This is a genomic window from Streptomyces sp. NPDC024632 (assembly GCF_055559175.1).
This window is the reverse complement of the sequence record NZ_JBVHLD010000001.1, coordinates 653,929-672,987: the sequence shown is the minus strand read 5'-3', so window position 1 is coordinate 672,987 and position 19,059 is coordinate 653,929. Positions and strand designations below refer to the sequence as shown.

The 19,059-nt window shown below is 68.6% G+C and carries 22 protein-coding genes and 1 pseudogene; 9 read left to right on the top strand and 14 right to left on the bottom strand.

What is annotated here, in order from left to right:
- Positions 1–13 precede the first annotated feature (13 nt).
- Positions 14–985, bottom strand: a complete 972-nt coding sequence (locus tag ACZ37P_RS02980) for an ROK family protein (protein WP_355335832.1) — start codon at positions 983–985, stop codon at positions 14–16.
- 41 nt (positions 986–1,026) lie between these two features.
- Between ACZ37P_RS02980 and ACZ37P_RS02975 the strand changes: the two genes are divergently transcribed.
- Genes ACZ37P_RS02975 through ACZ37P_RS02965 form a run of 3 tightly spaced genes read left to right on the top strand, consistent with a single transcriptional unit; the run spans position 1,027 to position 3,405 of the window.
- Complete coding sequence (locus ACZ37P_RS02975) at positions 1,027–1,911, top strand: creatininase family protein (protein ID WP_467344511.1); 885 nt, start codon at positions 1,027–1,029, stop codon at positions 1,909–1,911.
- Entirely contained in the window at positions 1,898–3,025 is a 1,128-nt protein-coding gene (locus tag ACZ37P_RS02970) for a mandelate racemase/muconate lactonizing enzyme family protein (RefSeq protein WP_401718391.1), read from the top strand. The genes ACZ37P_RS02975 and ACZ37P_RS02970 overlap by 14 nt, the downstream gene beginning before the upstream one ends.
- Entirely contained in the window at positions 3,022–3,405 is a 384-nt protein-coding gene (locus ACZ37P_RS02965; RefSeq protein WP_467344508.1) for a RidA family protein, read from the top strand. The genes ACZ37P_RS02970 and ACZ37P_RS02965 overlap by 4 nt, the downstream gene beginning before the upstream one ends.
- A 261-nt stretch (positions 3,406–3,666) precedes the next feature.
- On the opposite strand, the gene ACZ37P_RS02960 is transcribed toward ACZ37P_RS02965, so the two are convergent.
- The 5 genes from ACZ37P_RS02960 to ACZ37P_RS02940 all read right to left on the bottom strand — a co-directional run bounded on the left by ACZ37P_RS02960 (position 3,667) and on the right by ACZ37P_RS02940 (position 8,039).
- Positions 3,667–4,776 carry a caspase, EACC1-associated type gene (locus tag ACZ37P_RS02960; protein WP_467344506.1) on the bottom strand — a complete coding sequence of 370 codons (1,110 nt, stop codon included), beginning with the start codon at positions 4,774–4,776 and terminating at the stop codon, positions 3,667–3,669.
- Positions 4,777–5,121 carry an effector-associated constant component EACC1 gene (locus ACZ37P_RS02955; protein ID WP_467344504.1) on the bottom strand — a complete coding sequence of 115 codons (345 nt, stop codon included), beginning with the start codon at positions 5,119–5,121 and terminating at the stop codon, positions 4,777–4,779.
- Between the two features lie 43 nt (positions 5,122–5,164).
- On the bottom strand, positions 5,165–6,586 hold the full coding sequence (locus ACZ37P_RS02950; RefSeq protein WP_467344503.1) for a tetratricopeptide repeat protein: 1,422 nt from the start codon (positions 6,584–6,586) through the stop codon (positions 5,165–5,167).
- Between the two features lie 23 nt (positions 6,587–6,609).
- Positions 6,610–7,035 carry a hypothetical protein gene (locus tag ACZ37P_RS02945; RefSeq protein ID WP_467344501.1) on the bottom strand — a complete coding sequence of 142 codons (426 nt, stop codon included), beginning with the start codon at positions 7,033–7,035 and terminating at the stop codon, positions 6,610–6,612.
- 872 nt (positions 7,036–7,907) lie between these two features.
- Positions 7,908–8,039, bottom strand: coding sequence for a hypothetical protein (locus ACZ37P_RS02940; protein ID WP_401850976.1), 132 nt, complete (start codon positions 8,037–8,039; stop codon positions 7,908–7,910).
- Positions 8,040–8,158: 119 nt separating this feature from the next.
- On the opposite strand from ACZ37P_RS02940, the gene ACZ37P_RS02935 reads away from it, so the two are divergent.
- A complete protein-coding gene (locus tag ACZ37P_RS02935; RefSeq protein WP_467344500.1) occupies positions 8,159–8,587 on the top strand; it encodes a MarR family winged helix-turn-helix transcriptional regulator in 429 nt (142 codons plus the stop codon).
- 107 nt (positions 8,588–8,694) lie between these two features.
- Here the strand turns inward: ACZ37P_RS02935 and ACZ37P_RS02930 are convergent, their stop codons facing one another.
- From ACZ37P_RS02930 to ACZ37P_RS02915, 4 genes are all read right to left on the bottom strand, one after another.
- Positions 8,695–9,081, bottom strand: a complete 387-nt coding sequence (locus ACZ37P_RS02930) for a nuclear transport factor 2 family protein (protein ID WP_467344635.1) — start codon at positions 9,079–9,081, stop codon at positions 8,695–8,697.
- 824 nt (positions 9,082–9,905) lie between these two features.
- Positions 9,906–10,301 (bottom strand): hypothetical protein, encoded by a 396-nt coding sequence (locus ACZ37P_RS02925; protein ID WP_467344498.1) that lies wholly within the window; start codon positions 10,299–10,301, stop codon positions 9,906–9,908.
- On the bottom strand, positions 10,280–10,486 hold the full coding sequence (locus tag ACZ37P_RS02920; protein WP_355335889.1) for a hypothetical protein: 207 nt from the start codon (positions 10,484–10,486) through the stop codon (positions 10,280–10,282). The genes ACZ37P_RS02925 and ACZ37P_RS02920 overlap by 22 nt, the downstream gene beginning before the upstream one ends.
- A 258-nt stretch (positions 10,487–10,744) precedes the next feature.
- Positions 10,745–10,909 carry a hypothetical protein gene (locus ACZ37P_RS02915; protein ID WP_467344495.1) on the bottom strand — a complete coding sequence of 55 codons (165 nt, stop codon included), beginning with the start codon at positions 10,907–10,909 and terminating at the stop codon, positions 10,745–10,747.
- Between the two features lie 71 nt (positions 10,910–10,980).
- Between ACZ37P_RS02915 and ACZ37P_RS02910 the strand changes: the two genes are divergently transcribed.
- Complete coding sequence (locus ACZ37P_RS02910; protein WP_467344494.1) at positions 10,981–11,472, top strand: hypothetical protein; 492 nt, start codon at positions 10,981–10,983, stop codon at positions 11,470–11,472.
- 204 nt (positions 11,473–11,676) lie between these two features.
- A pseudogene (locus ACZ37P_RS02905) lies at positions 11,677–11,854 on the top strand (site-specific integrase); the annotation flags it as partial.
- Between the two features lie 1,023 nt (positions 11,855–12,877).
- On the opposite strand, the gene ACZ37P_RS02900 reads toward ACZ37P_RS02905, so the two are convergent.
- The gene (locus tag ACZ37P_RS02900; protein ID WP_355335908.1) at positions 12,878–14,446 is read right to left on the bottom strand and encodes a restriction endonuclease; all 1,569 of its coding nucleotides are present in this window, start codon (positions 14,444–14,446) and stop codon (positions 12,878–12,880) included.
- Positions 14,447–14,782: 336 nt separating this feature from the next.
- Here ACZ37P_RS02900 and ACZ37P_RS02895 point away from each other — a divergent pair, with 336 nt between their 5' ends.
- From ACZ37P_RS02895 to ACZ37P_RS02885, 3 genes are all read left to right on the top strand, one after another.
- A complete protein-coding gene (locus ACZ37P_RS02895; RefSeq protein ID WP_401850967.1) occupies positions 14,783–15,412 on the top strand; it encodes a hypothetical protein in 630 nt (209 codons plus the stop codon).
- Positions 15,381–16,559 carry a helix-turn-helix domain-containing protein gene (locus ACZ37P_RS02890; protein WP_467344492.1) on the top strand — a complete coding sequence of 393 codons (1,179 nt, stop codon included), beginning with the start codon at positions 15,381–15,383 and terminating at the stop codon, positions 16,557–16,559. The genes ACZ37P_RS02895 and ACZ37P_RS02890 overlap by 32 nt, the downstream gene beginning before the upstream one ends.
- 263 nt (positions 16,560–16,822) lie before the next feature.
- Positions 16,823–17,248 (top strand): hypothetical protein, encoded by a 426-nt coding sequence (locus ACZ37P_RS02885; protein ID WP_401850962.1) that lies wholly within the window; start codon positions 16,823–16,825, stop codon positions 17,246–17,248.
- A gap of 140 nt (positions 17,249–17,388) precedes the next feature.
- Here the strand turns inward: ACZ37P_RS02885 and ACZ37P_RS02880 are convergent, their stop codons facing one another.
- The 3 genes from ACZ37P_RS02880 to ACZ37P_RS02870 form a co-directional block, all read right to left on the bottom strand.
- Positions 17,389–17,637, bottom strand: a complete 249-nt coding sequence (locus tag ACZ37P_RS02880; protein WP_467344490.1) for a helix-turn-helix domain-containing protein — start codon at positions 17,635–17,637, stop codon at positions 17,389–17,391.
- A 73-nt stretch (positions 17,638–17,710) separates the two neighbouring features.
- Positions 17,711–18,199 carry a DUF6907 domain-containing protein gene (locus ACZ37P_RS02875; protein WP_467344488.1) on the bottom strand — a complete coding sequence of 163 codons (489 nt, stop codon included), beginning with the start codon at positions 18,197–18,199 and terminating at the stop codon, positions 17,711–17,713.
- Between the two features lie 289 nt (positions 18,200–18,488).
- The gene (locus ACZ37P_RS02870; protein ID WP_467344487.1) at positions 18,489–19,001 is read right to left on the bottom strand and encodes an ATP-binding protein; all 513 of its coding nucleotides are present in this window, start codon (positions 18,999–19,001) and stop codon (positions 18,489–18,491) included.
- Between the last annotated feature and the right edge of the window lie 58 nt (positions 19,002–19,059).

Genomic DNA, 19,059 nt, shown 5'->3' with positions numbered 1-19,059 from the left:
GACGGGGCCGGGCCTAGAGGTGGGAGAGCACCAGCCCCGCGCCGCCCAGCAGCGCCACATCGTCCACGGCCGCGCCGCTCACCAGCACCTGCGGCAGCTCGGCCCCCGCGGAGGCTCCGGCCGAGGCGACGTCGGAGCGCAGCCGTTCCTCGATCAGCGTCCGGAACCGTTCACCGCCCTCGCGCGCCTCGCCGTGCAGGACGAACAGCCCGGGCGCGAACAAGTGCTGGACGTTGATCAGCCCCAGGGCGACGTTCTCCGCGTACTCCTCGACCGTCCGGCGGGCCGCCTCGTCGTCGCGCTCCACCAGCGCGGCGAGGGTGGCGCCGTCGCCGAGCCCGGCCGCCCGCGCGCGCTCGCGCAGCCAGCGAGTGGTGGCCACCGTCTTCCAGCAGCCGCGCCCGCCGCAGGTGCACGCCTCGCCGCTGGCCGACACCGTCATATGGGCGCCGCTGCGCCCGCCGGCCGGGGCCAGCACCTGGCCGTCGTACAGGATGCCGACGCCCAGCACCTCACCGGTGGACACCGACGCGAACGTACGGCGGCCACGCCCGGCGCCGAACCACCGGTCGCCGAGCACCTGGAGCCTGGCCCGGTGCTCGACCCGTACCGGGGCGCCGGTCAGCGCCGCGAGCCGGGCGGTCACCGGATAGCCGTGCAGCGCCGGTACGTCGTTGACCTCGGTGATCAGACCGGCGCCGGGATCGACGATCCCGGCCGCCGCCACGCCGACCCCGACCGGTTCGTACCCGGCGAAGACCTCGGCGGCCAGCGCGAGCGCCGCGTCGATGTCGGCGGGCAGGGCCGTGGCGGCGTCGTACGACGCCTCGGCCCGGCGCAGCACCGCGCCGGACATCGTCAGCACCGCCGCCCGGACCCGTCCGGGCACCAGTTCGACAGCTCCGAGCGTCCGCGGCGGCCGGGGCGCGACCGTCCCCGGCGCGGGCTCGGGCACCAGCCGCAACGGAGAACCTTCATGGACCATGCGCCGACTCTGCCACGACACGGTTTCCGGGAGGTAGCGCTGTGAGAGATCTGACCCGGCTGACCTGGCGCGAAGTCCGCGGGGCCGGGGCGACCGGAATCGCCCTGCTGCCCATCGGATCGCAGGAGCAGCACGCCGCCCACCTGCCGATGGGCACCGACACGCTCCTCGCCGAGGCCGTCCTCGACGCCGCCGCCGCGCTGCTCGACCGGGAGCCGACGCCCTCGGAGCTCGTACGGCTGCCCGCCCTCCCGTTCGGCCACAGCCCGCACCACCTGTTCGCCGCCGCCGTCTCGCTGTCCGCCGCCACGCTCGGCGCCGTACTCGACGACGTCCTGGACTCCCTGGTGACCAGCGGTTACCGGCGGATCATGGTCGTCAACGGGCACGGCGGCAACGACGAGATCATGCGGCTGGCCGTGAAGCGCTTCGCGCTGCGCGCCGACGTCACCGTCGCGGCCTGCTCGTACTGGACGGTCACGTCCGGTGACGGCGAGCCCGACGGGGGCAGGCCCGAGGTGACTCCGGGGCACGCGGGCTGGTTCGAGACCTCCCTGATGCTCGCCGCCCACCCGGAGCTCGTCCGTACCCCGGTCGCCGCCCGAGCCCCGGTCGATCCGCCGCCGCTCTTCGACAACCCGCCGTATCCGGGCCTGACCGTGGAGCGCCACGGCGAGTGGGCGCGAGTCGGCGGATCGACCGACGACGCCTCCGGCGCGGACGCGGGGGCCGGGCGCCGGCTGCTGGCCGACCGGGCGGTGGGGCTCGCGCGGGCGATCAGGGCTTTTGACGAGGCGACGGCGGGGGTTTTTGACGCGGCGACCGCGGGGCCTTTTGACGCGGTCACCGTACCTAGGGCCGACGCGGCCACCGCTGTCCCCGACGCGGCCACCATCCGAGCTGAGGAGAAGAATGAAGATCACTGACGTCGACGTATGGGTGGTCAATCTGCCCCTGCTCAACCCGTTCACCAGCTCCTTCGAGACCAAGACCGGGGAGACCAGGACGGTCGTGCGGATCCGCACCGACGACGGTGTCGAGGGCTGGGGCGAGACGATGTGGGGCCGGCCCGTCGCGGCGATCGTCCGGGCGATGGCCGACGATCTGATCGGCACCAGCCCGTTCGCCCTGGAGAGCTTCCACCGCAAGCAGCACATGGTGCCCTTCTTCCACGGCTACCTCGGGTACGCGGCGATCGCCGCCCTCGACGTGGCCTGCTGGGACGCCATGGGCCAGGCCACCGGCCAGTCGCTCACCGACCTGCTGGGCGGTCCCGTACGCGACGAGGTGCCGATCACCGCCCTGGTGACCCGCGCCGACGCGCCCGGCGCGAGCCCCGCCGCCCTGCCGGGACAGCTCGCCGAGCACGCGACGCGGGTGGTCGAGGAGGGCGGCTTCAGCGCCGTCAAACTCAAGGGCACCACCGATGTCGCGGGCGACGTGGCCATCCTGCGGGCGCTGCGCACCGCCCTGCCCGGCATCAATCTGCGGGTGGACCCGAACGCGGCCTGGTCCGTACCGGACTCGGTACGCGCCGGGATCGCCCTCGAGGAGCTGGACCTCGAATACCTGGAGGACCCCTGCGTCGGCATCGAGGGCATGAGCCAGGTGAAGGCGAAGGTCCGGATACCGCTGTGCACCAACATGTGCGTCGTACGGTTCGAGGACTTCGCCCCCGCGATGCGGCTCAACGCGGTCGACGTCATCCACGGCGACGTCTACAAGTGGGGCGGTATCGCCGCCACCAAGGCGCTCGCCGCCCACTGCGAGACGTTCGGGCTCGGCATGAACCTGCACAGCGGCGGTGAGCTGGGCATCGCCACGGCCGCGCATCTCGCGGTCGTCTCCAGCACGCCCGTGCTCTCCCGCGCGATCGACAGCATGTACTACCTGCACGCCGATGACATCATCGAGCCGCTGCACCTCGCGGACGGCCGTCTGCGAGTACCCACAGGGCCCGGCCTGGGAGTCAGCGTGGACGAGGACAAGCTGCGCCACTTCGCCGAGGCCAACGAGCGGGACGGGGATCTGACCGGATGACCAAGGAATCGGTACACACCGCCCACGCGCCCCAGCCCGCCGGCGCCTACAGCCAGGGCGTCGTCGCCGGCGGCTTCCTCTACACGGCCGGCTTCGGCCCCAAGGACCCCCTCACCGGCGAGGTCCCCGAACTCGTCGGCGACCAGACCCGCCAGGTCCTCCGCAACCTCACAGCCGTCCTCGCCGAGCGCGGCCTCACCCTCGACGACGTCGTCAAGGTCACGGTCCACCTCCAGCACCTACACCGCGACTTCGCCGCCTTCGACGCCGCCTACCGCCCCTTCTTCACCGCCCCCTACCCCGTCCGCACCACCGTCGGCTCCGACCTCATGAACATCCTCGTGGAAATCGACGTCGTCGCCCTCCTCCCGACCGCCTGAGCCGCCCGCTCCGACGGTTCTCCGCGGTCCGTCGCGGCCTGTACGGGGATCCCTCCCCCCGGCCGCGGCGAACCGTCCGGGGCGCCGGCGGCCGAAGCCGTACGCGTCGCGCTGAGCGGTGGTCCGCGTGAAGAGCGACGCGGGGTTCGACTCCCCACCGGACAGCGCAGCTCAGCACCGCGTACAGGTAACGGCGTACGTCGCCCAGCACGGACCGGCACGGCGCTCGGTCGGCGGGCGGGGGCCGCCACCGGATGGCTCTTACTTCCGACGCCGCAGCAGCCTTTCCAGGTCTTCCGCCGCTTCGGGCAGCCCGGCGTCCGCGGCTTTCCTGAGCCAGCTCTCGGCCTGAGCGAGATCCCCGGTGTGCCATGAGCTGACTCCCAGCTCGTGCATGGTGGCGGGATCCCCGGATTCGGCGGCCTTGCGCCGCCATATTCCCGCCTCTACGCGATTCCCGTCCCGTTCGAGCAACCGCCCAAGTTCCCTCATCGCGTCGGGTCGCCCGGCGCGCGCCGCCTCGCGGTACCAGTGAACGGCGCCGTCGCTGTCACCGAGCCGCTCGAGTCGGGTGGCCTCCTTGACCATCGCGGCCGGATCGGAGATGCCCGAGTGTGCCCGGTTCCTGGCCAGTGCGAGACGGCCGACCGTATGGGTGTTGCGCAGCTCGGGCCGCGGATGCCCCTTGCTGGGCAGAACCCTGGCGAGGTGCTCGTGAATGGCCTGCAGAGTGAGGAATTCTGCGGCGTCGGTGGTCCCGTGCCTCATGAGATCCAGCAACTCGCCGGTGTATGCGGTGTGGCGTGCGCCGACAGGAGCGTTGGAAGGGCGATTCGCCGGCGAGGACGTCAGGGTGCAGGTGCCGGCCACCTCCAGGTGGCCCGCCACTACGGAGCTGGTCGTGGCCATCGCGCCAATGGCCAGGCCGGAGAAGCAGCAGTCGAGAATGAGGACTCTGTTGTTCGCCCGCGCGTTCGCCAGCGTACGGCGTATCAGAGTGAACGGTATTCCCGTCCACGCCACCAGATCCGGTTCGCTGGAGGTTCCGGGCAGGGACAGATACAGCTCGCCGTCCGGGCCGATGAGGCCGTGACCGGCGTAGTAAACGAGCAGGAGGTCCTCGGCCTCATCGGCGGCGGCGGCCAATCGGGCTCCGATGGATGGTGCGTCAGCGAGCCCGGCGGTCGGCTCCGCTTTGCCGCGCCGTGCGCAGTGCTCGTCCGGGAGGGCTGTCCCCCACGGGCTGGTGAGCACCTCGGCCAGGTCGTCGATGTTGTGTGTCACGGCGGGCAGGTCCGTCAGCGCGGGATCGGTGAACGTGTCGAAACCCAGTAGCACCGCTCGGGACCGCAGCGGGTCGGGCAGGCGCATTCACCGCTCCAGGACGCGTCGGAGCAAGGGTTCCAGATCCGCCGCCGGCACGTCGCGCAAGGAGATCTTGACGTTCTGCCCGCTGGGGCCGGTCACCTCGATGTCCGCCGAGGGCCGGCGATGCCTGATCCACACGGACACCGACGCCGCCAGGACAGTCCCGGCTCCCTGAGCGCCGAGGGCCACGATCAGGACTTCGGAGATCCCGCCCATGTGGCCGGGGCTCGCCTCGGGCGGCTCGATCGCGGAGCAGCCCCGGAGCTCGTCCTCGCGCGACAGCCAGTCGGCCAGCCCTGTCAGTTCCGCCCGGGCCGTTTCACCGGTCAGCCGTATGTACGCCTGCATCGCTCTCCCCTCCAGGGCGTCCCCTGTTGAGGACTTCCGCGGTTCAATTCCCGGGCCCGTGCTGTGCTTCCAGTACGGCCTTGAGATCTGTCACGGCATTGGGTACTCCGGCGTCGACCGCTTTTCTGCACCACCGCTCCCCGGCGACCACGTCCCCCTGCGTGGCCAGGAGAATACCGAGCATCGCCATACAACTGCCGTTGCCGACGGCGGATCCCCGGCGGAGCCACATCTCGGCATCCTCCAACTCGCCCCGATTCATGCGCAGGTTGGCCACGAGGTACATGCCGAATTCGTTACCGGCCTGGGCGGCTCGCTCGTACCACCGATCGGCCTCGTCCACGTCGCCCTGCTGCCTCGCCAGCGACCCCGCCTTGACCATGGCCAAGGTGTTCCCGGTGGCAGCGGACTTCCGGTACCAGAAAAGCGCGTCGGCCGTGGCACCGCGCTTTTCGAGCAGATAGGCCAGCCGTGGCATCGAATCGTCGATCCTGGCTTCGCTCGCCTCCCTGTACCACTGTTCCGCCTCGGCCACGTCGCCTCGCTGTTCCAGCAGGGTGCCCAGGAAGTGCATCGCCGTCGGCACTCCCTCCTCTGCCGCGTGCCGGAACCACGGTTCCGCCTCGGCCGGCCGCTGCTGCTCCGCCAGCAGCGACGCCAGCATCAGCGCCGAGCGGAGGTGACCGGTCTCAGCCCCTCGCCGGTACCACTCCTCGGCCTCGACGAGCCGTTCCTGCTGATCGAACACGTTCCCGAGGCTGAGCATCGCGGGGACGTGTCCCTCGCCGGCGGCCCACCGCAGGAACTTCTCGGCCTCGGCCAACTCACCGCGCTCACACAGCAGCGAGGCGAGCAGGGTGAGCAGATCGGCCATGAGCGTGCGCCCCTGCTTCTCGGGCAGGTCGTCCGCCTTCGCCAAAGCCCCGGCGCCTTCCCGCAGAAGCCGCTCCGCCTCCGCCGAGTCACCGCTCTGTACCGCGATGCGCGCGAGATCCCTCATCGCGTCGCACCGCGCCAGAACCTGGCCCGCGTCGTCAGAACCCGCCGCTCTGCGCAGCCACTCTCGCGCGTCGTCGAGACGGCCGCTCTGCTCCAGCAGCAGTCCACCGCGCCACATGGAGAAGACGTCACCACGATCCGCCCCCTTGCGGTACCAGTCCTGGGCGTCCGCGAGTTCACCGCGCTGCTCCAGCGCGGATCCCACGTTGCCCATCGCGGGCACGTTCCCCGCGTCAGCGGCCTGACGGCTCCAACGCTCCGCTTCCGCGGACTCCCCGCGCTCCTGGAGGATCCCTCCGAAGCGGAACATGCCCTCTGCATGCCCGGCTTCGGCTGCTCGCCGAAACCACCGCTCGGCTTCTGAGCGGTTCTCCCGCTTCTGGAACAGCCAGCCCAACTGGATCATCGCGTCCGGGTCGCCGCCCTCTGCGGCTTCGTCGTACTGCTGTTCCGCCTGCTCTTCCATCGGGTCCCGTTCGTCGCGGCGGCTCAAAGGCGGCCTTTGGCGAGATCGTCCAGCATGCTCTTCTTCACGGGTGCCAGGCCGATGCGCTCGATCAGGCGCTTCGCGGTGCGCTTGTCCGTCGTCGCCAGCGTCCTCGCCATGTTGGCGAACGCGCCGTCCCGTTCGTGATCCGTCCTGATGGTCAGCGCAATGCGCTCGGCTTCACGGGCGTTGACGGCGACCAACTGCTCGGCCAGGACGCGGACAGAGAAGTCCCGACCGTTCTGCACGATGTGGTCTTCGTAGGTGACGGAGTTCGCGATGCGTTCGGCCTCGGCGATGTCGCCCGGACCGATGGCCACCTGAACGGCCAAGTCGGTCAGGGCGGCTGCTCTCTGCCGCGCATTCGGGACGGCGCGGGCCATTCGCTCGGCTTGACGTATTTCTTCTCTGAGGCGGCGTCCCACCATGGCTTCCCCCTGAGGCCCGGGTGACTGCGTTGCTTTTGATGACAGCACGTCAGGTGTAAGGCCGCAAGGGGCGGTGAAGACCTCCACCGGCTCACGGCCGTGACCCTGCACCGGTCATCCGGTCCCGTGCGGTGCTGCTGCACGCGGCGACCAGGTCGCGCATCGTCGGTCGCGGTAGTGATCCGCTCTCGCTGCTCGTCGGTGGGCGGACCAGCCAGGTGGCGCCGTCGCGGATGCCGATGACCGGGCGGCGCAGCTCGTTCGAACCGATCGTGTTGCCGCGCGTGCCGGTGGGGGGGCAGCTCCCTCATGGTGCGTCCTCCGTGGTGTCGTGGTGCGGTTCGTGCGCTTGCCGTCACCGCTGCCGCGCGGGTCGGCGATCGGGCTGAACTGCACTGCCGCCAGACGCAGTTGGCTGTCCCCGCCGTTATCGCCGGCGTCACGGTCGGCGTCCACGGCGACGACGGTGACGCGGAAGTCGCCCCCGGCGTGTTGGCCGCGGTGCGCGCAGTCGTGGCGGGCGTGGCCGATTCCGATCACGGTGTCCCCGTGGACGCGGATGGAGTCGAGCGTCCAGCCGAACGCGTACGTCACGAGGTCGCCGCCGCCGTAGCGATCGAGCCACTGCCCGCGGTCGAGGACGAATCCGAACGGCCGACCATCGTGAGGTCGTCGGTGACGAGCGCCGCCAGGGCGTCGGCGTCGCCGGTACGTTCGACTTCGGCTCAGCGGTCGGTGAGTTCGGTGAGTTCGGTGAGCGACGCGGCGGGGTCGCCCGTTGCGGTCGTCATGGCACTCTCCTTCGTACGGGTACGGGTACGGGTACGGGCGTGGGCGCGGGCGCGGCGTCGACGGGTCGGTGACGGACGCCGTCAGAGCCAGTACGTGTCGTGACGGCGCATGAACTCGTCGCGCTCCGCGTCGCCCATCGGGTCCTCGGCCAGGGTGGCCAGCCGCTCGAAGTACTCCTCGCGCGGAGCGCCCGGTGAGAACAGCAGCAGCATCGAGGCGGCCTCGCCGGAGTCGTTGCGGAAGCCGTGGACGCCGCCGGGCGGGATTAGGATCTCTAAGCGTTGGAGGTCAAACGATTAGGTCAGCAAGGATCCGTTGTAGACTCGCGGCCATGCCAGCGCCGCAGGGGCCGCCGTTCGGGACGCATCTCACCCGGGTGGCGAAGGTCGTCTCAGGACAGTTCGACGCGGCGCTCACCGCTGCCGGTGGGTCGCTGCCGGTGTGGCTGATCCTGATGTCGCTGGAGACGACACGGTTCGGCAACCAGCGCGGCCTCGCCGCCGCCATCGGCATCCACGGCGCGACCCTGACCCACCACCTCAACGCGATGGAACGCGACGGCCTCCTCACCCGTCGACGTGCCGACGACAACCGCCGCGTCCACGTCGTCGAACTCACCGAGACCGGCCACGCGCTCTTCCTCCAACTCCGCGACGCCGCCGTCGACTTCGACCGCCGCCTCCACCTCGGCTTCACCCCCGCCGAACTCGCCGCCGTCTCCGCGGCCCTCGACCGCCTCGCCTCGAACGTCACCGACTGACCACCCGCCGCGCGGTTCCGCTGCCCCCCGCCGCCATGACGGGCCGACGCCGTATTGCCCGGTGAGAGCGATGGCGGAGGACACGAGATCCGAACTCGTGGAGGCCTCTACCCGAGATCCGGTACGGCGCTGGCGTGGGCGGCCAGGACGCGCCAGGTGCCGTCAACGTGGATCCAGGTGCGGGTGTAGCGAAGGCGCGCCTTGAACGGATGTCCGCCGGCGGTGCCTTCAAGCCCGGCCAGTACGCGGGTGATCCCGGTGGAGTCCACCACGGTCACGTCCAGGTCCTGCTGCTCGAAGACCTCGACAGCCAGGGCCCCGGACCTGTGCGCCCCCAGGTCCTCCTCCTTCGTCACGGTGCTGCCGTCCGGCCCCGTGTAGACGACACGGTCGTCCAGGAGCACGTCCAATGCCCGCGCATCACCTGATCGAACCGCGGCCTGCAACCTCTGCTCGGCATCGTGAAGAGCGGCTTCAAGAGCCACCAGATCCATCCCCATCCCCATCCTCCTCGCCTTGCCGACCTGCGAATCCTCCGCCGATCGCGACGGTACCCACCTCGCCGGATTCAGCGGTTCCAACATCGAGGGGCTGGCGGAGACTGCTGGAACGGTCACCGCCGCCGTACGAGATCCGCCCCAGCCTGATCCCGGTCGATTCGCGTCGTGGCCGGCGAGCCTTCTGGAGGATATGGGTTTCGAACCGGTGAGGGGTTGCCTTCAACACGCTCTCCGACGTTCTGCTTTGGTGTGCGCCGGGGCGTGGATGGTCTGAGCTGGGCCGGGGTGGTGGCTCCAGGGCTTGCTGGACGCTCGTGGACGGGGGCGAACGCCCCCGACCTGCAACCTTCGGGGGTGCGGGCGCTGGCCCTGTCAAGCCGGTGTGTCGTGTGGTGGGCTGGGTTCAGCAATCTGGGTCTGGGGGAGCGTGGGTCTCATCCCTGCTGCTTCTGCCGGCTGCGCTCGTGGCTCGGCCGTCTGGACGTTGGTGCGGCCAGGGCGGCCAGGTTCGCGTAGCCGGGCCCCTCTTGGTGGCCGTAGGCTGGGCGATGTCGGCCCGAGGGCGGAAATACATGTTTTGCGGCTTTCTCTGAAGTTGGTTCTGTGCGGCCTGCGTCCACGCAATGACTGCAGGTCAGGCAGCCGGCTCCCCGCGCGAGCGGGGATGGACCCGGCGCGATGGTCACCTACGTCACCGTTCACAACGGCTCCCCGCGCGAGCGGGGATGGACCCCGATCTGGAGTTTCCGCCAGGCAACGGCGACGCTGCTCCCGCGCCCGCGGGGATGGGCCCGCCACCTCCCTGCACAGCGCGGTGATCAAATACCGCTCCCCGCGCCCGCGGGGATGAGCAGCCGGATCTCCGGCGTGCCGTTGACCAGCGGCAACTCCTCGTTGTGCGCGGTGGAGCCCTGCATCGGCACGAAACCGCAGATCTTCGCGGACTCGCTCTCCAAGTGGTCGCCGACGCGGGTGAAGGCGACGGACCGGGTCAGGCCGCGCATCCGCAACGGCACCACCAGGCGACCGCCGGGCATGAGTTGGTCGATCCACGTCGGCGGGACGTCCCAGGCGTCGACGGTCACCATCAGGACGTCGACCTTCCCCAGGTCGGGGATGGGCTGGGCGGCGTCGGCCTGACGACGTGACCCGGCCGAGCCGTGCGCGTCCAGCAGCGGGCGGGCCCGGTCGGTCACGACGGGATCGATGTCCACCGGGGTGACCTGGCCGTCGGCACCGCCGCGTACGGCTCGTACGCCTTCCTCACGCTCACCTCGGGGGTGAACGCGTGCCGGGAGACGGCGCGCATCACGGCCTCGACCTCGGGAGTGGTGATCCACCCCTCCGCACAGAGGGTGTCCGTGACGAAGCCGGACCCCGGCTCCGCGCGATGCTCCACACGCGAGAGGCATGGGCATTGGCCGCGCTGGGCAGGACGGCCGCGTTCAACCTCGCTACGGAGCAAGCTCGGCACGTGCTTGCAGCCGCCGGTCTCGACGAGCCGTACTAGATCGGCTACTTCGATCAAGCAGAACTCGCCGGTGTCACCGGCGGTCGCTTGCTGGAACTCGCCCGGCGCGACCCTCGGCTCCACGCCGGGCATGCCGAGGAACAGATCCGCACCGCACTCACCCGTCGAGGACCGGAGGCCGGGAGATCACACGCGTTGGACCGCCTCGGCCTGGCCGAGGTCTATTTCCTCTCCGGCGACCTCACTGCAGCCGTTGCCGAGACCCACGCAGCCTGCGACGTCGCCGAGCGCGTCCACTCCGGACGCGTGCGAGAGGGCATGGCCGAGCTGTACGCCTACACGGTGGGTCACGGAACGTCGGCACCCGTACGGGAAGCGCGCGCTAGGCTCCGCGAGCAACTCGCCGACTGACAAGGAACGCTGTGACCATCCTCGCCGTGACCGGCCACATGGACCTCACCGATGCTTCTGTCCCCCTGGTTCGCGCAGCCCTCGGCGAGTTGATGAGTGACGTGGCGGACGGTGAACTGGTCGGCGTCTCCTGCATCGCCGCCGGGGCGGACTCCTTGTTCGCCGAAGCCGTCCTCGACGCCGGCGGAAGCCTCGTCGCCGTGATCCCTTCCCGCGACTACCGCGAGACGAAGGTCAAGGATGCGCACGCCGCCCAATTCGACCGGCTTTTGGCTGCCGCCACCGAGGCAGTGGTGATGGACCACGCCACCGCCGGTCGCGACGCGTACGAAGCCGCCAACAGCGAATTGCTGCGCCGGGCCGACCGTCTTGTCGCCGTCTGGAACGGCATGCCGCCTGGCACCGAAGGCGGCGGCACCGCCGACGTCGTCGAAGAGGCCCGCGCCCTCGGCATCCCTGTCACCGTCATCTGGCCGACGGGAGCCGCACGGCGTATCGCGTGACCTCAACGTCCCTCGGCTCGGGGCTCATCCAACAGTCCGCCTCCCAGACGAACCAGCTGTCCGGGTTCTCTCCCAGGGGCAGCAGACCGCCTTCGTCGGGCTGGGAAGATCTCGGCCAGGAGGGCGGTCGCACTCGACGTCGCATCGTCCACGCGCCATGGATATCAACGGGGGCCGACGCTCTGACCCTGGCCAGGGTGAGGGTCAACTTACGTGTTCATCAAACCGCTGGGCGGTCCGCTGAGCCCGAACACGGACTACCACGACTGGAAACGGCCCTTGGTGGGAGCCGGGCACGTCGGCGAGCATGCGGGCGCGGTACCTGCATGTGCCGGACGCCATGCTCAAGGACGTGGCGCGGAAGATCGCCGGTGCCGTCTGGGGCCGCCCCGCCGTGCCCGCTGTGGGCAAAAACCAGGACAACGGGGGCTGGGAAGACACCGATGGCCCCCACCGCGAACGGTGGGGGCCATCGGCATATTGCCCGGTGAGAGCAATGGCGGAGGATACGAGATTCGAACTCGTGAGGGGTTGCCCCCAACACGCTTTCCAACGGGTCACGAGGCCGTGCGGGAGGAAGCGGAGGCGGTCTGACCTGCGGCCGATCCGACGCATGGGCGGGTGGCGGACGGACCCGAACGCGGCTGAATGAGACCAGAACTGAGACCAGCGAACCATACGTTCTTGCCGGCCAGAGGGGGCGCATGGCCGCGTGCCACCACGACGGCCAGCGCCTAGCGGTGCGAGGTCGAACGTACGGCGGGACGAGACGGACAACAGCAGTGGTTTTTCGGTCTCCTCGACGCAGCGCGGGAGAAGACCGGGCGCCCCCCAAAGCAATCTGTCTGGGGGAAGGTGGGTCGGCGGCATCGAGTCAGCTCGAATCCGCACACTCCGGGTTGCGCAGTATGGCAAAATGCAACGCCTCGGTCGGGTATATCCGGCTGTTACGGCCCGCTCTGGGGGGATCCATGCGTTGTTGCACCGCCTTGTCTGCGTTAGCTGCCGTCCGCGCGAGGGGGGAGGCTCAGTGCGCATAAGCTGGCGTGTCCCGCTCCCTGGTCCGTTCTCGATCAGCGGCCACGTCGGCGGTAGGTCACGCCGCCGCGGGACAAGCAACAGCGGGGGGCCGGGCTGTATCGCAGGCGGCTTTAAGTTGTTTGGATACCTGCTGCTAGGCGAACTGTGGCTGTGCTGGTGGGCCTTGAAGCCCCTCTATATCGCTGGGGTACTGGTGCATCGAAAGGTTGCGGGTCAGCACACGCCGATCTGGCGTTCCCGTAACGGCTGGTGGTAACGCCCGGTCTGCGTCGGGTTTGTTCGGACGGGGCCCGATGGGGGCGAATGAGGCCGGAGCCGAGACCATGCCCCGTGCCTCGCGAGGATGTCGGGTGCGACTCCGCAGCTACCGAGGGCGCCGTTTCGGTGGCACCGGCCCGGGGATGACGTCGAGATTCATGTGCTCCTTGAACAGGTGCACCAGGTTGGCTCCGTCGAGGAGTTCGAGGCGCCCGTGCTCGTTGGCGAACGCCTCGCTGGCCCGGCCGAACCAGGAGGTGGTCACCAGGATGCCCTTGGCTGCTCGCTTGTGTTCCACGACGCCGGCGAGCGCGGAGACGGTCTCGAAGGGCACTACGTTCTTGGTGCGCTTGGCCTGAATGATGCACAGGCCCTTCATGACCGGGTCGGTGTTCATCGCGACTGCGTCGACGCCCTCGTCCTTCGAAGGCTGAGTATTCACACTGTCGAGGCCGATAGCTTCGAACAGCTGCCGGATGAGGTGTTCGAACTCCGTGGGCTTCAGGTCCATCAGCACGGGTCGGCTGTCCAGGCCAGCCACGACGTCCAAACTGTCCATGAGCCGGAACTTGGACAAGTCAAACGTGACGAGCGGGCGCACCGGTTCGAGCTCATACGGGTTAGGCGAGATGAGCGAGCGAAGCCGCTTCAGACAAGCCCGTGGGTCGACCTGGGTCAGCACCAGTTGGCTAAACTCGGTGCGTTCCGCCTGAAGCGTGATCAAGCACGGGTGCACCTTTCGTCCTGTAGCCCGGTCGATCGTGGCTACATGCCCGTTCAGTGCGATCGACTGGACCACGCCGTCGGTATCGGCCGCGAAGAGTTCGTGCACCGTGCGCAGAGCCGTCTGGGCCAGGACCGACGCGTACAGCTCCTTCCGCTCCTTCTCAGGGCGCGGGACGGGCGTCATCTCATCGCGCGTCTTGACGTAGCGGTAGGCACGAGCAGCGGGGACCACGTCTTCCAGGGGGAGGTCGATCTCAACGAGGAGGTCACCCGTGTCTGCCTGGTAGGAGACCTTATGCGCCTTCGGGAAGCCGTGGGGGTACGCGGAAGCAGCGAGGGCCTGGTCGACGAACCACTCGACCGCTTCGACATCCCGGTCACGATAGGCGTTGCGACGCTGCTCAAGTGCGTCATTCCACGCCCCGATCCGCGCGGCCTCGTCCCGATTGTGTTCAGCGTGCCGAGCGCGCGCCTCCTGCAGCTTCTTACCGCGCTTCTTCTCGTCGCGTGCGTGATCCCGCAGCGCCCTGTCGAAGCGCTCGCGAGCCACTTCGACCTCTGCCTCGTATCCACGCCGCCCGAACCCGAGTGCCCCCCGCAACCCGCGTGGCGCCTCTGGTTCGAACTCTTCCCAACGAGGTGTTGGTGCAGCTTTGGTACGTCCGACGGGTGGGACGAACGGAGCGGGGACGAACTCCTGCCGCAGTCGCTCGAACGTCAGTGGCTCTCCGTCCAGCACCGCCGCGCGCAGCAGCGTTGACAACTGTTCGACGTCGTGCTCGGTGACGCTGGTCCGGTCGACAGCTTCCTGCGCACGGGCTGCCTCGTACGCAACTTTCTCCTCGCGTGCCTTCCGCTTGGCCTCGGTCTCGGCTGCTTTGCGGGCCCTCTCCTGCTCTCTGGCCTGCCGCGCAACCTCCCGTGCGTATGGGTCGTTCGCCCCCGCCACCGCTTCCCCCAGCTCTGTGTGATCCCCAAATTGGAGCCGTTCCGTAGTATCCCGCACCAGGTCGATCGCGTCAGTAGGCCCCTGTTGACGCGCTCGCTGGTCATGGACAGCCCTGGTGAAGCAGCGACTGGACTCCGCGTGGTCTGCAGTTCGCTGACGCTTCTGGCCGGGGACGACGCAGTCCTTCGCCAGTTCCTGGACAGCCCCGGAGCCAGGTCGCCGATGTTCTCAACGTTCATGACCGCGTCCGGAGCGAGGCAGCGACCGTGCTGGCCTCACTGGGCGACTTGGAGGAACCTCTGCACCCTTAATTTTTCCTGTGATATTTTTACACCCGTGATTAAGCCTGAGGTCGCACTCATCCGCGACGCCACAGCAGAGCTCTGTGAGCCGTTTCATGACGCCTTCGCCTGGGCGCATCAGCGCCAGCGCAAGCAGCTGCCGGAGCTCCTCAGCCCGCAGTACGGCTGGTTGAGGACACACCTGATCCGAGGACTTGCCCACAGCCGGCTGTGCGAGCTCGGTCTCGGAGCTTGGACTCTGAGCGGAAACCACGCTCGCAACGGTGAGCTTTGGCTGACCGGCGGCGACTACCGGGTGCGCCTTCTCCACGGCTTCCGGGACGACCACGTTCCCGCCCCGGGCCTGAATCACGAGCGAAGGGCCTACTACTACAACCCGCGACTGCCCGCGGTACAGCAGGAACCCCTGTCAGGGCCGACGCACGACAAGCTGCTCATCCTCTGGCGCATTGACCAGATGGGCGCCCCACTCTTCCGGGTCGTTCGGACGACAAGGCCGTGGGCCTTCGGGAAGATGGCGGAGGTCGATCTAGACTTCCCCCTGCTTGCCACTGCTGAGGACCTCCGTGAGCTGCGGTTCGAGCCGCAGGACGAAGGTCTGGAACTTCAACTTCCCAACGAGGAGACACTCGATGCCGACCGCGCTGGAGGCTTCCCCCGGTGAGCGGCTCCGTACCCTTCGAGACCTCCTCGGACTGACAGGCGCCAGTCTGACTGCGATGTCCGGTGTTAGCCAGAGCTGGATCTCCCAAGTGGAGACGGGGGCACGAGAGCCTTCTGAGGAACGTCTCCGCTTGATCGCTGACGCCACGGACACCCCGATGTCGTTCTTCTTCGCTCAGCCCTCTTCAGTCCCATTGGACTCCCTTCGGTTCCGGAAGATGGCGTCGGCGAGCCGAACGCTCACCCGTCGCATCAGTGCGTTCTACGGCGAAAGTTTTCGTGTCACGGAAGAGGTCACGACCCGATCGCGCTACCCGGCTCCACCACTGCCTTTCGCCACCAGCGCCGAAATCAGCCGTAGCGACGTCGAAGAACTGGCCGCCCAGACACGGGTTGCTCTGCGCTTGGCCCCGGACAAGCCGATTCCCCACCTGACCCGTGCTCTGGAACGGGCTGGCGTAGCTGTCGCACCCATCGTTCTCCCGGACCCCAACGGGGAGACGTCAAGCACGACGAACAAGCACTTCGGAGTGTCCTACTGGGCAGGCATCGGAGAAACTGCCCTCATCGCTTACTTCCCTGGTCAGCAGGGCGACCGTGATCGCTTCACCCTGGCTCACGAACTCGGGCACATGGTCCTGCACTCATTCCGGCCCAAGGCGACCGACCCTGAGACCGAGGCCAACTGGTTCGCCGGCAGCCTCCTAGTCCCGGAGGGCCGCGCTGAGCAGGAGATCACCGATCGACTGACGCTTGAAGGCTACGCCCGGCTGAAGGCCACTTGGGGAGTGTCGATCCAGGCTTTGATCATGCGAGGTGCTGCGGTGGGCACCATCGACGAGAGTCGTAAGCGGTCTCTCTACGTTCAGGTCACCCAGCGAGGATGGCGTAAGAACGAGCCTGTGACAGTAGGGCACGAGTCGCCTCTGCTGCTCTGGAAATTGCTGTCCGCGCAGTTCGGCGACAAGCCGTACCTTCCAGCAGCAGAAGAGCTAGCGATCCAGCCAGCTGTGCTTCGCTCGATCGCGCCTCAGCCGGACTCGCGGACCTCGTTGACCGAGCAATCGTCCGAAGGACGAGTAGTCGCTTTCCGCCGCCGCCCCGGTCCCCCCTCCTTCGATGACGAATCCGACGCTCAGGTGCGTTGAACTACACGTCTTCGTCTCACCGGCGGCCGAACCGCTGATCCCCAACACCGACTACCACCGCTGGAAGGAACTGCTTCAGAGGCCAGCGTCCACGACGCCCGCCTCCACACTGCCTCCACGATCCTCCTGCTTCTCGACGTGCAGCTCGTCTTTCCCTGATCTTCCCCCGAGCGCCACCCTTTCCGCTCGGGGTCTGCTTGCCGCCCTGGCGATCTGGGCTGATTGCCTGACAGATGGGGGATGCCTCCGGTACATATGTACGCGTGAAGGACTCTACGCCCGAAGGCGACGAACCGATCTCTTTCGGTCAGAAGACGAAGGTCTGGTACAAGAAGTACGAGCCTAAGATTCGTGTCGCTTTCGGCGTGACCCTGACCGTGGGCCTGGTCGTGGTCGCCCATCTCTACCTGCGGCAGGACGGCGAGAGTTACGACGCCGAGGAGATCGGGGATTCCCCCGAGCCGGAGTCCAGCAGCGAGCCCAAGGAGCCCCGTCAATCCTCCCTCGACCCTGACCGCGACCCCTTCCTTCGGAGGCTCCCCCCTGGGCATCGGGCCAGCGAGGCGGCCAAGGAGAGGTACAGGGAACTCACGGGCAACGAACTCCCGCCCGGTTACACCGTGGTTCGCCGATGGATGTACCTGGATGTGGCCTCGGAAGAAGAAGACCCCGGCGAAGCCGCGGCCTAAGCGCCTCTCATTCCTGTGCGGTGCCCGCGGAGCCACTGCGGTACGTCTCTGCAGCCGCTGGCCCTATGAGGTTTCTCTTACCGCGGGTGCGGAGCCGAGGCCCGTTCGGCCCCGGAACTGTGGCAGAACCCGAGGCGTACTCAGTCAACGGCCGCCGTGCGTTTGCGCTCCAGCACGACGAGCGGACAGTTCAGCGCGGCGGCGATCTTGATCAGGTTGGCTGGGGTGGCGCTGCGCCAGCCGGACTCGATCTCACCCATCAACTGCTCGCTGATGCCGATCGTGTCGGCGAGTGCCCGCTCGGTCAGGCCAGCCTTCTCGCATGCCCAGGTGACTGCCCCGGGTTCTTGACGGAGCCTGCCTGGCCGGGTCCGGCGGCGGGCGGGCATCTCAGCGTCCCTCGGGGTGGTCAGTGTGACCGGCAGGGTGGGGCGGCAATGAGGGCCGTGCGGTGGCCTCTGCCTAGGTTGGCCCCGGTGGCATGGCGGATGTGGTGGGCGGTCGCTCCGGATGGTGGGCGGACCAGTCCTCACGAGCGGCGATGAGTGCGGGCAGGACTTCGTTGTGGAGTAAGTCGGCCTGGGCGCGCAGCTTCGATGCGACGTCGGCGAGTTCGCCCGGGTCGAGGCTGAGGATCCAGTGGTGGGGACTGACTTGGATGTTCGCGACGGGTACGCGCAGGCGGGTGTCGATGTCGAAGGGGTTGCAGTCGATGCTTCCCGCGAAGATCACGTCCTCCTCCGCGTCGTCCCTGCTGTCCGTCGCGGTGAGGTGCATCAGCGGGCCCTCGAAGAAGTTCCTGTGGTTGATACCGCCGAGCCGGAGCGGCAGCTGGTCGAGCGGCACGCCGGCCTCGCTGGGGTCGTCCTCCGCCCAGTCGGGCAGGTAGCCGGACGTCGCGAAACCGGACGTCGTGGTGATCGTCCACGAACCCGGTGTACTCCACGGCATCGGCTGCTCGACTGCGTCCGCAGGCTGTGGAGCCTGGGTGGCGTGCTCCTCGTTGATTGCGGTCTCCTTGAGGGGATGGGTGTGCGCTGGTGGGTGCGGCCCCGCAGCATCGGGCTGAAGGCCGAAAGCCTGCCCACGTTCGACTCGTTCGCCGTCCCGTGCGGTGCTGGACGGTGGAGGGCCTGCGGGCTGAGGGACGCGGAGCGCTGGGCGGTCACGCTTCGCGTGGGAAGCGGAGTCTTGGTACGCGTGCATGCGGCGATGTATCGGCGCCTGCTGCTTGCGGGGGTCAGTTGGTGTGAGCGTCGACGGATATCGGACGGCGTCGTAGGCCGGTGAGCCGGGCGGTGGCGGCTCGCGTAACTCGGCCGGGGCGGAAGAGGAACTGGCGGCAGCTCAGCGGCTGTTTGGGGATCGCGATCGTGGCCCAGACGCGCTTGCCGCGCCGGGTGGGCTCGGCTCCGGTGGCCAGGGCCAGCTGCTGGATCAGCCACATGCCCCGCCCGTCCTCCGCATCGTCCGTGGGCGGGAGCATGCGCGGGAGGGCAGCGGAGGAGTCGCGGATCTCGACGAGAATGCGTCGTGCGGCGGGGCTGGCCCTCAGTCGGATGGTGAACTCCCGCCCGCCGCTGTGCTGCAGGGCGTTGGTGACCATCTCCGATACGACCGTCCTCAGCGCGATTGTGCTGTCCTCGTCCAGGCTCAGGCCCCAGCCGGTGGTCAATTCATCGACGCGTCGGCGGGCTGCCGGGACCGATGCGGGGTCGCTGTTCATGGAGAAGCAGGTGTTGTAGGCGCGCATGACGGATGGCCCTTCGACCGAGATGTGGCCGTATCGGAGGAGTGGGAGGGGCGCGCGA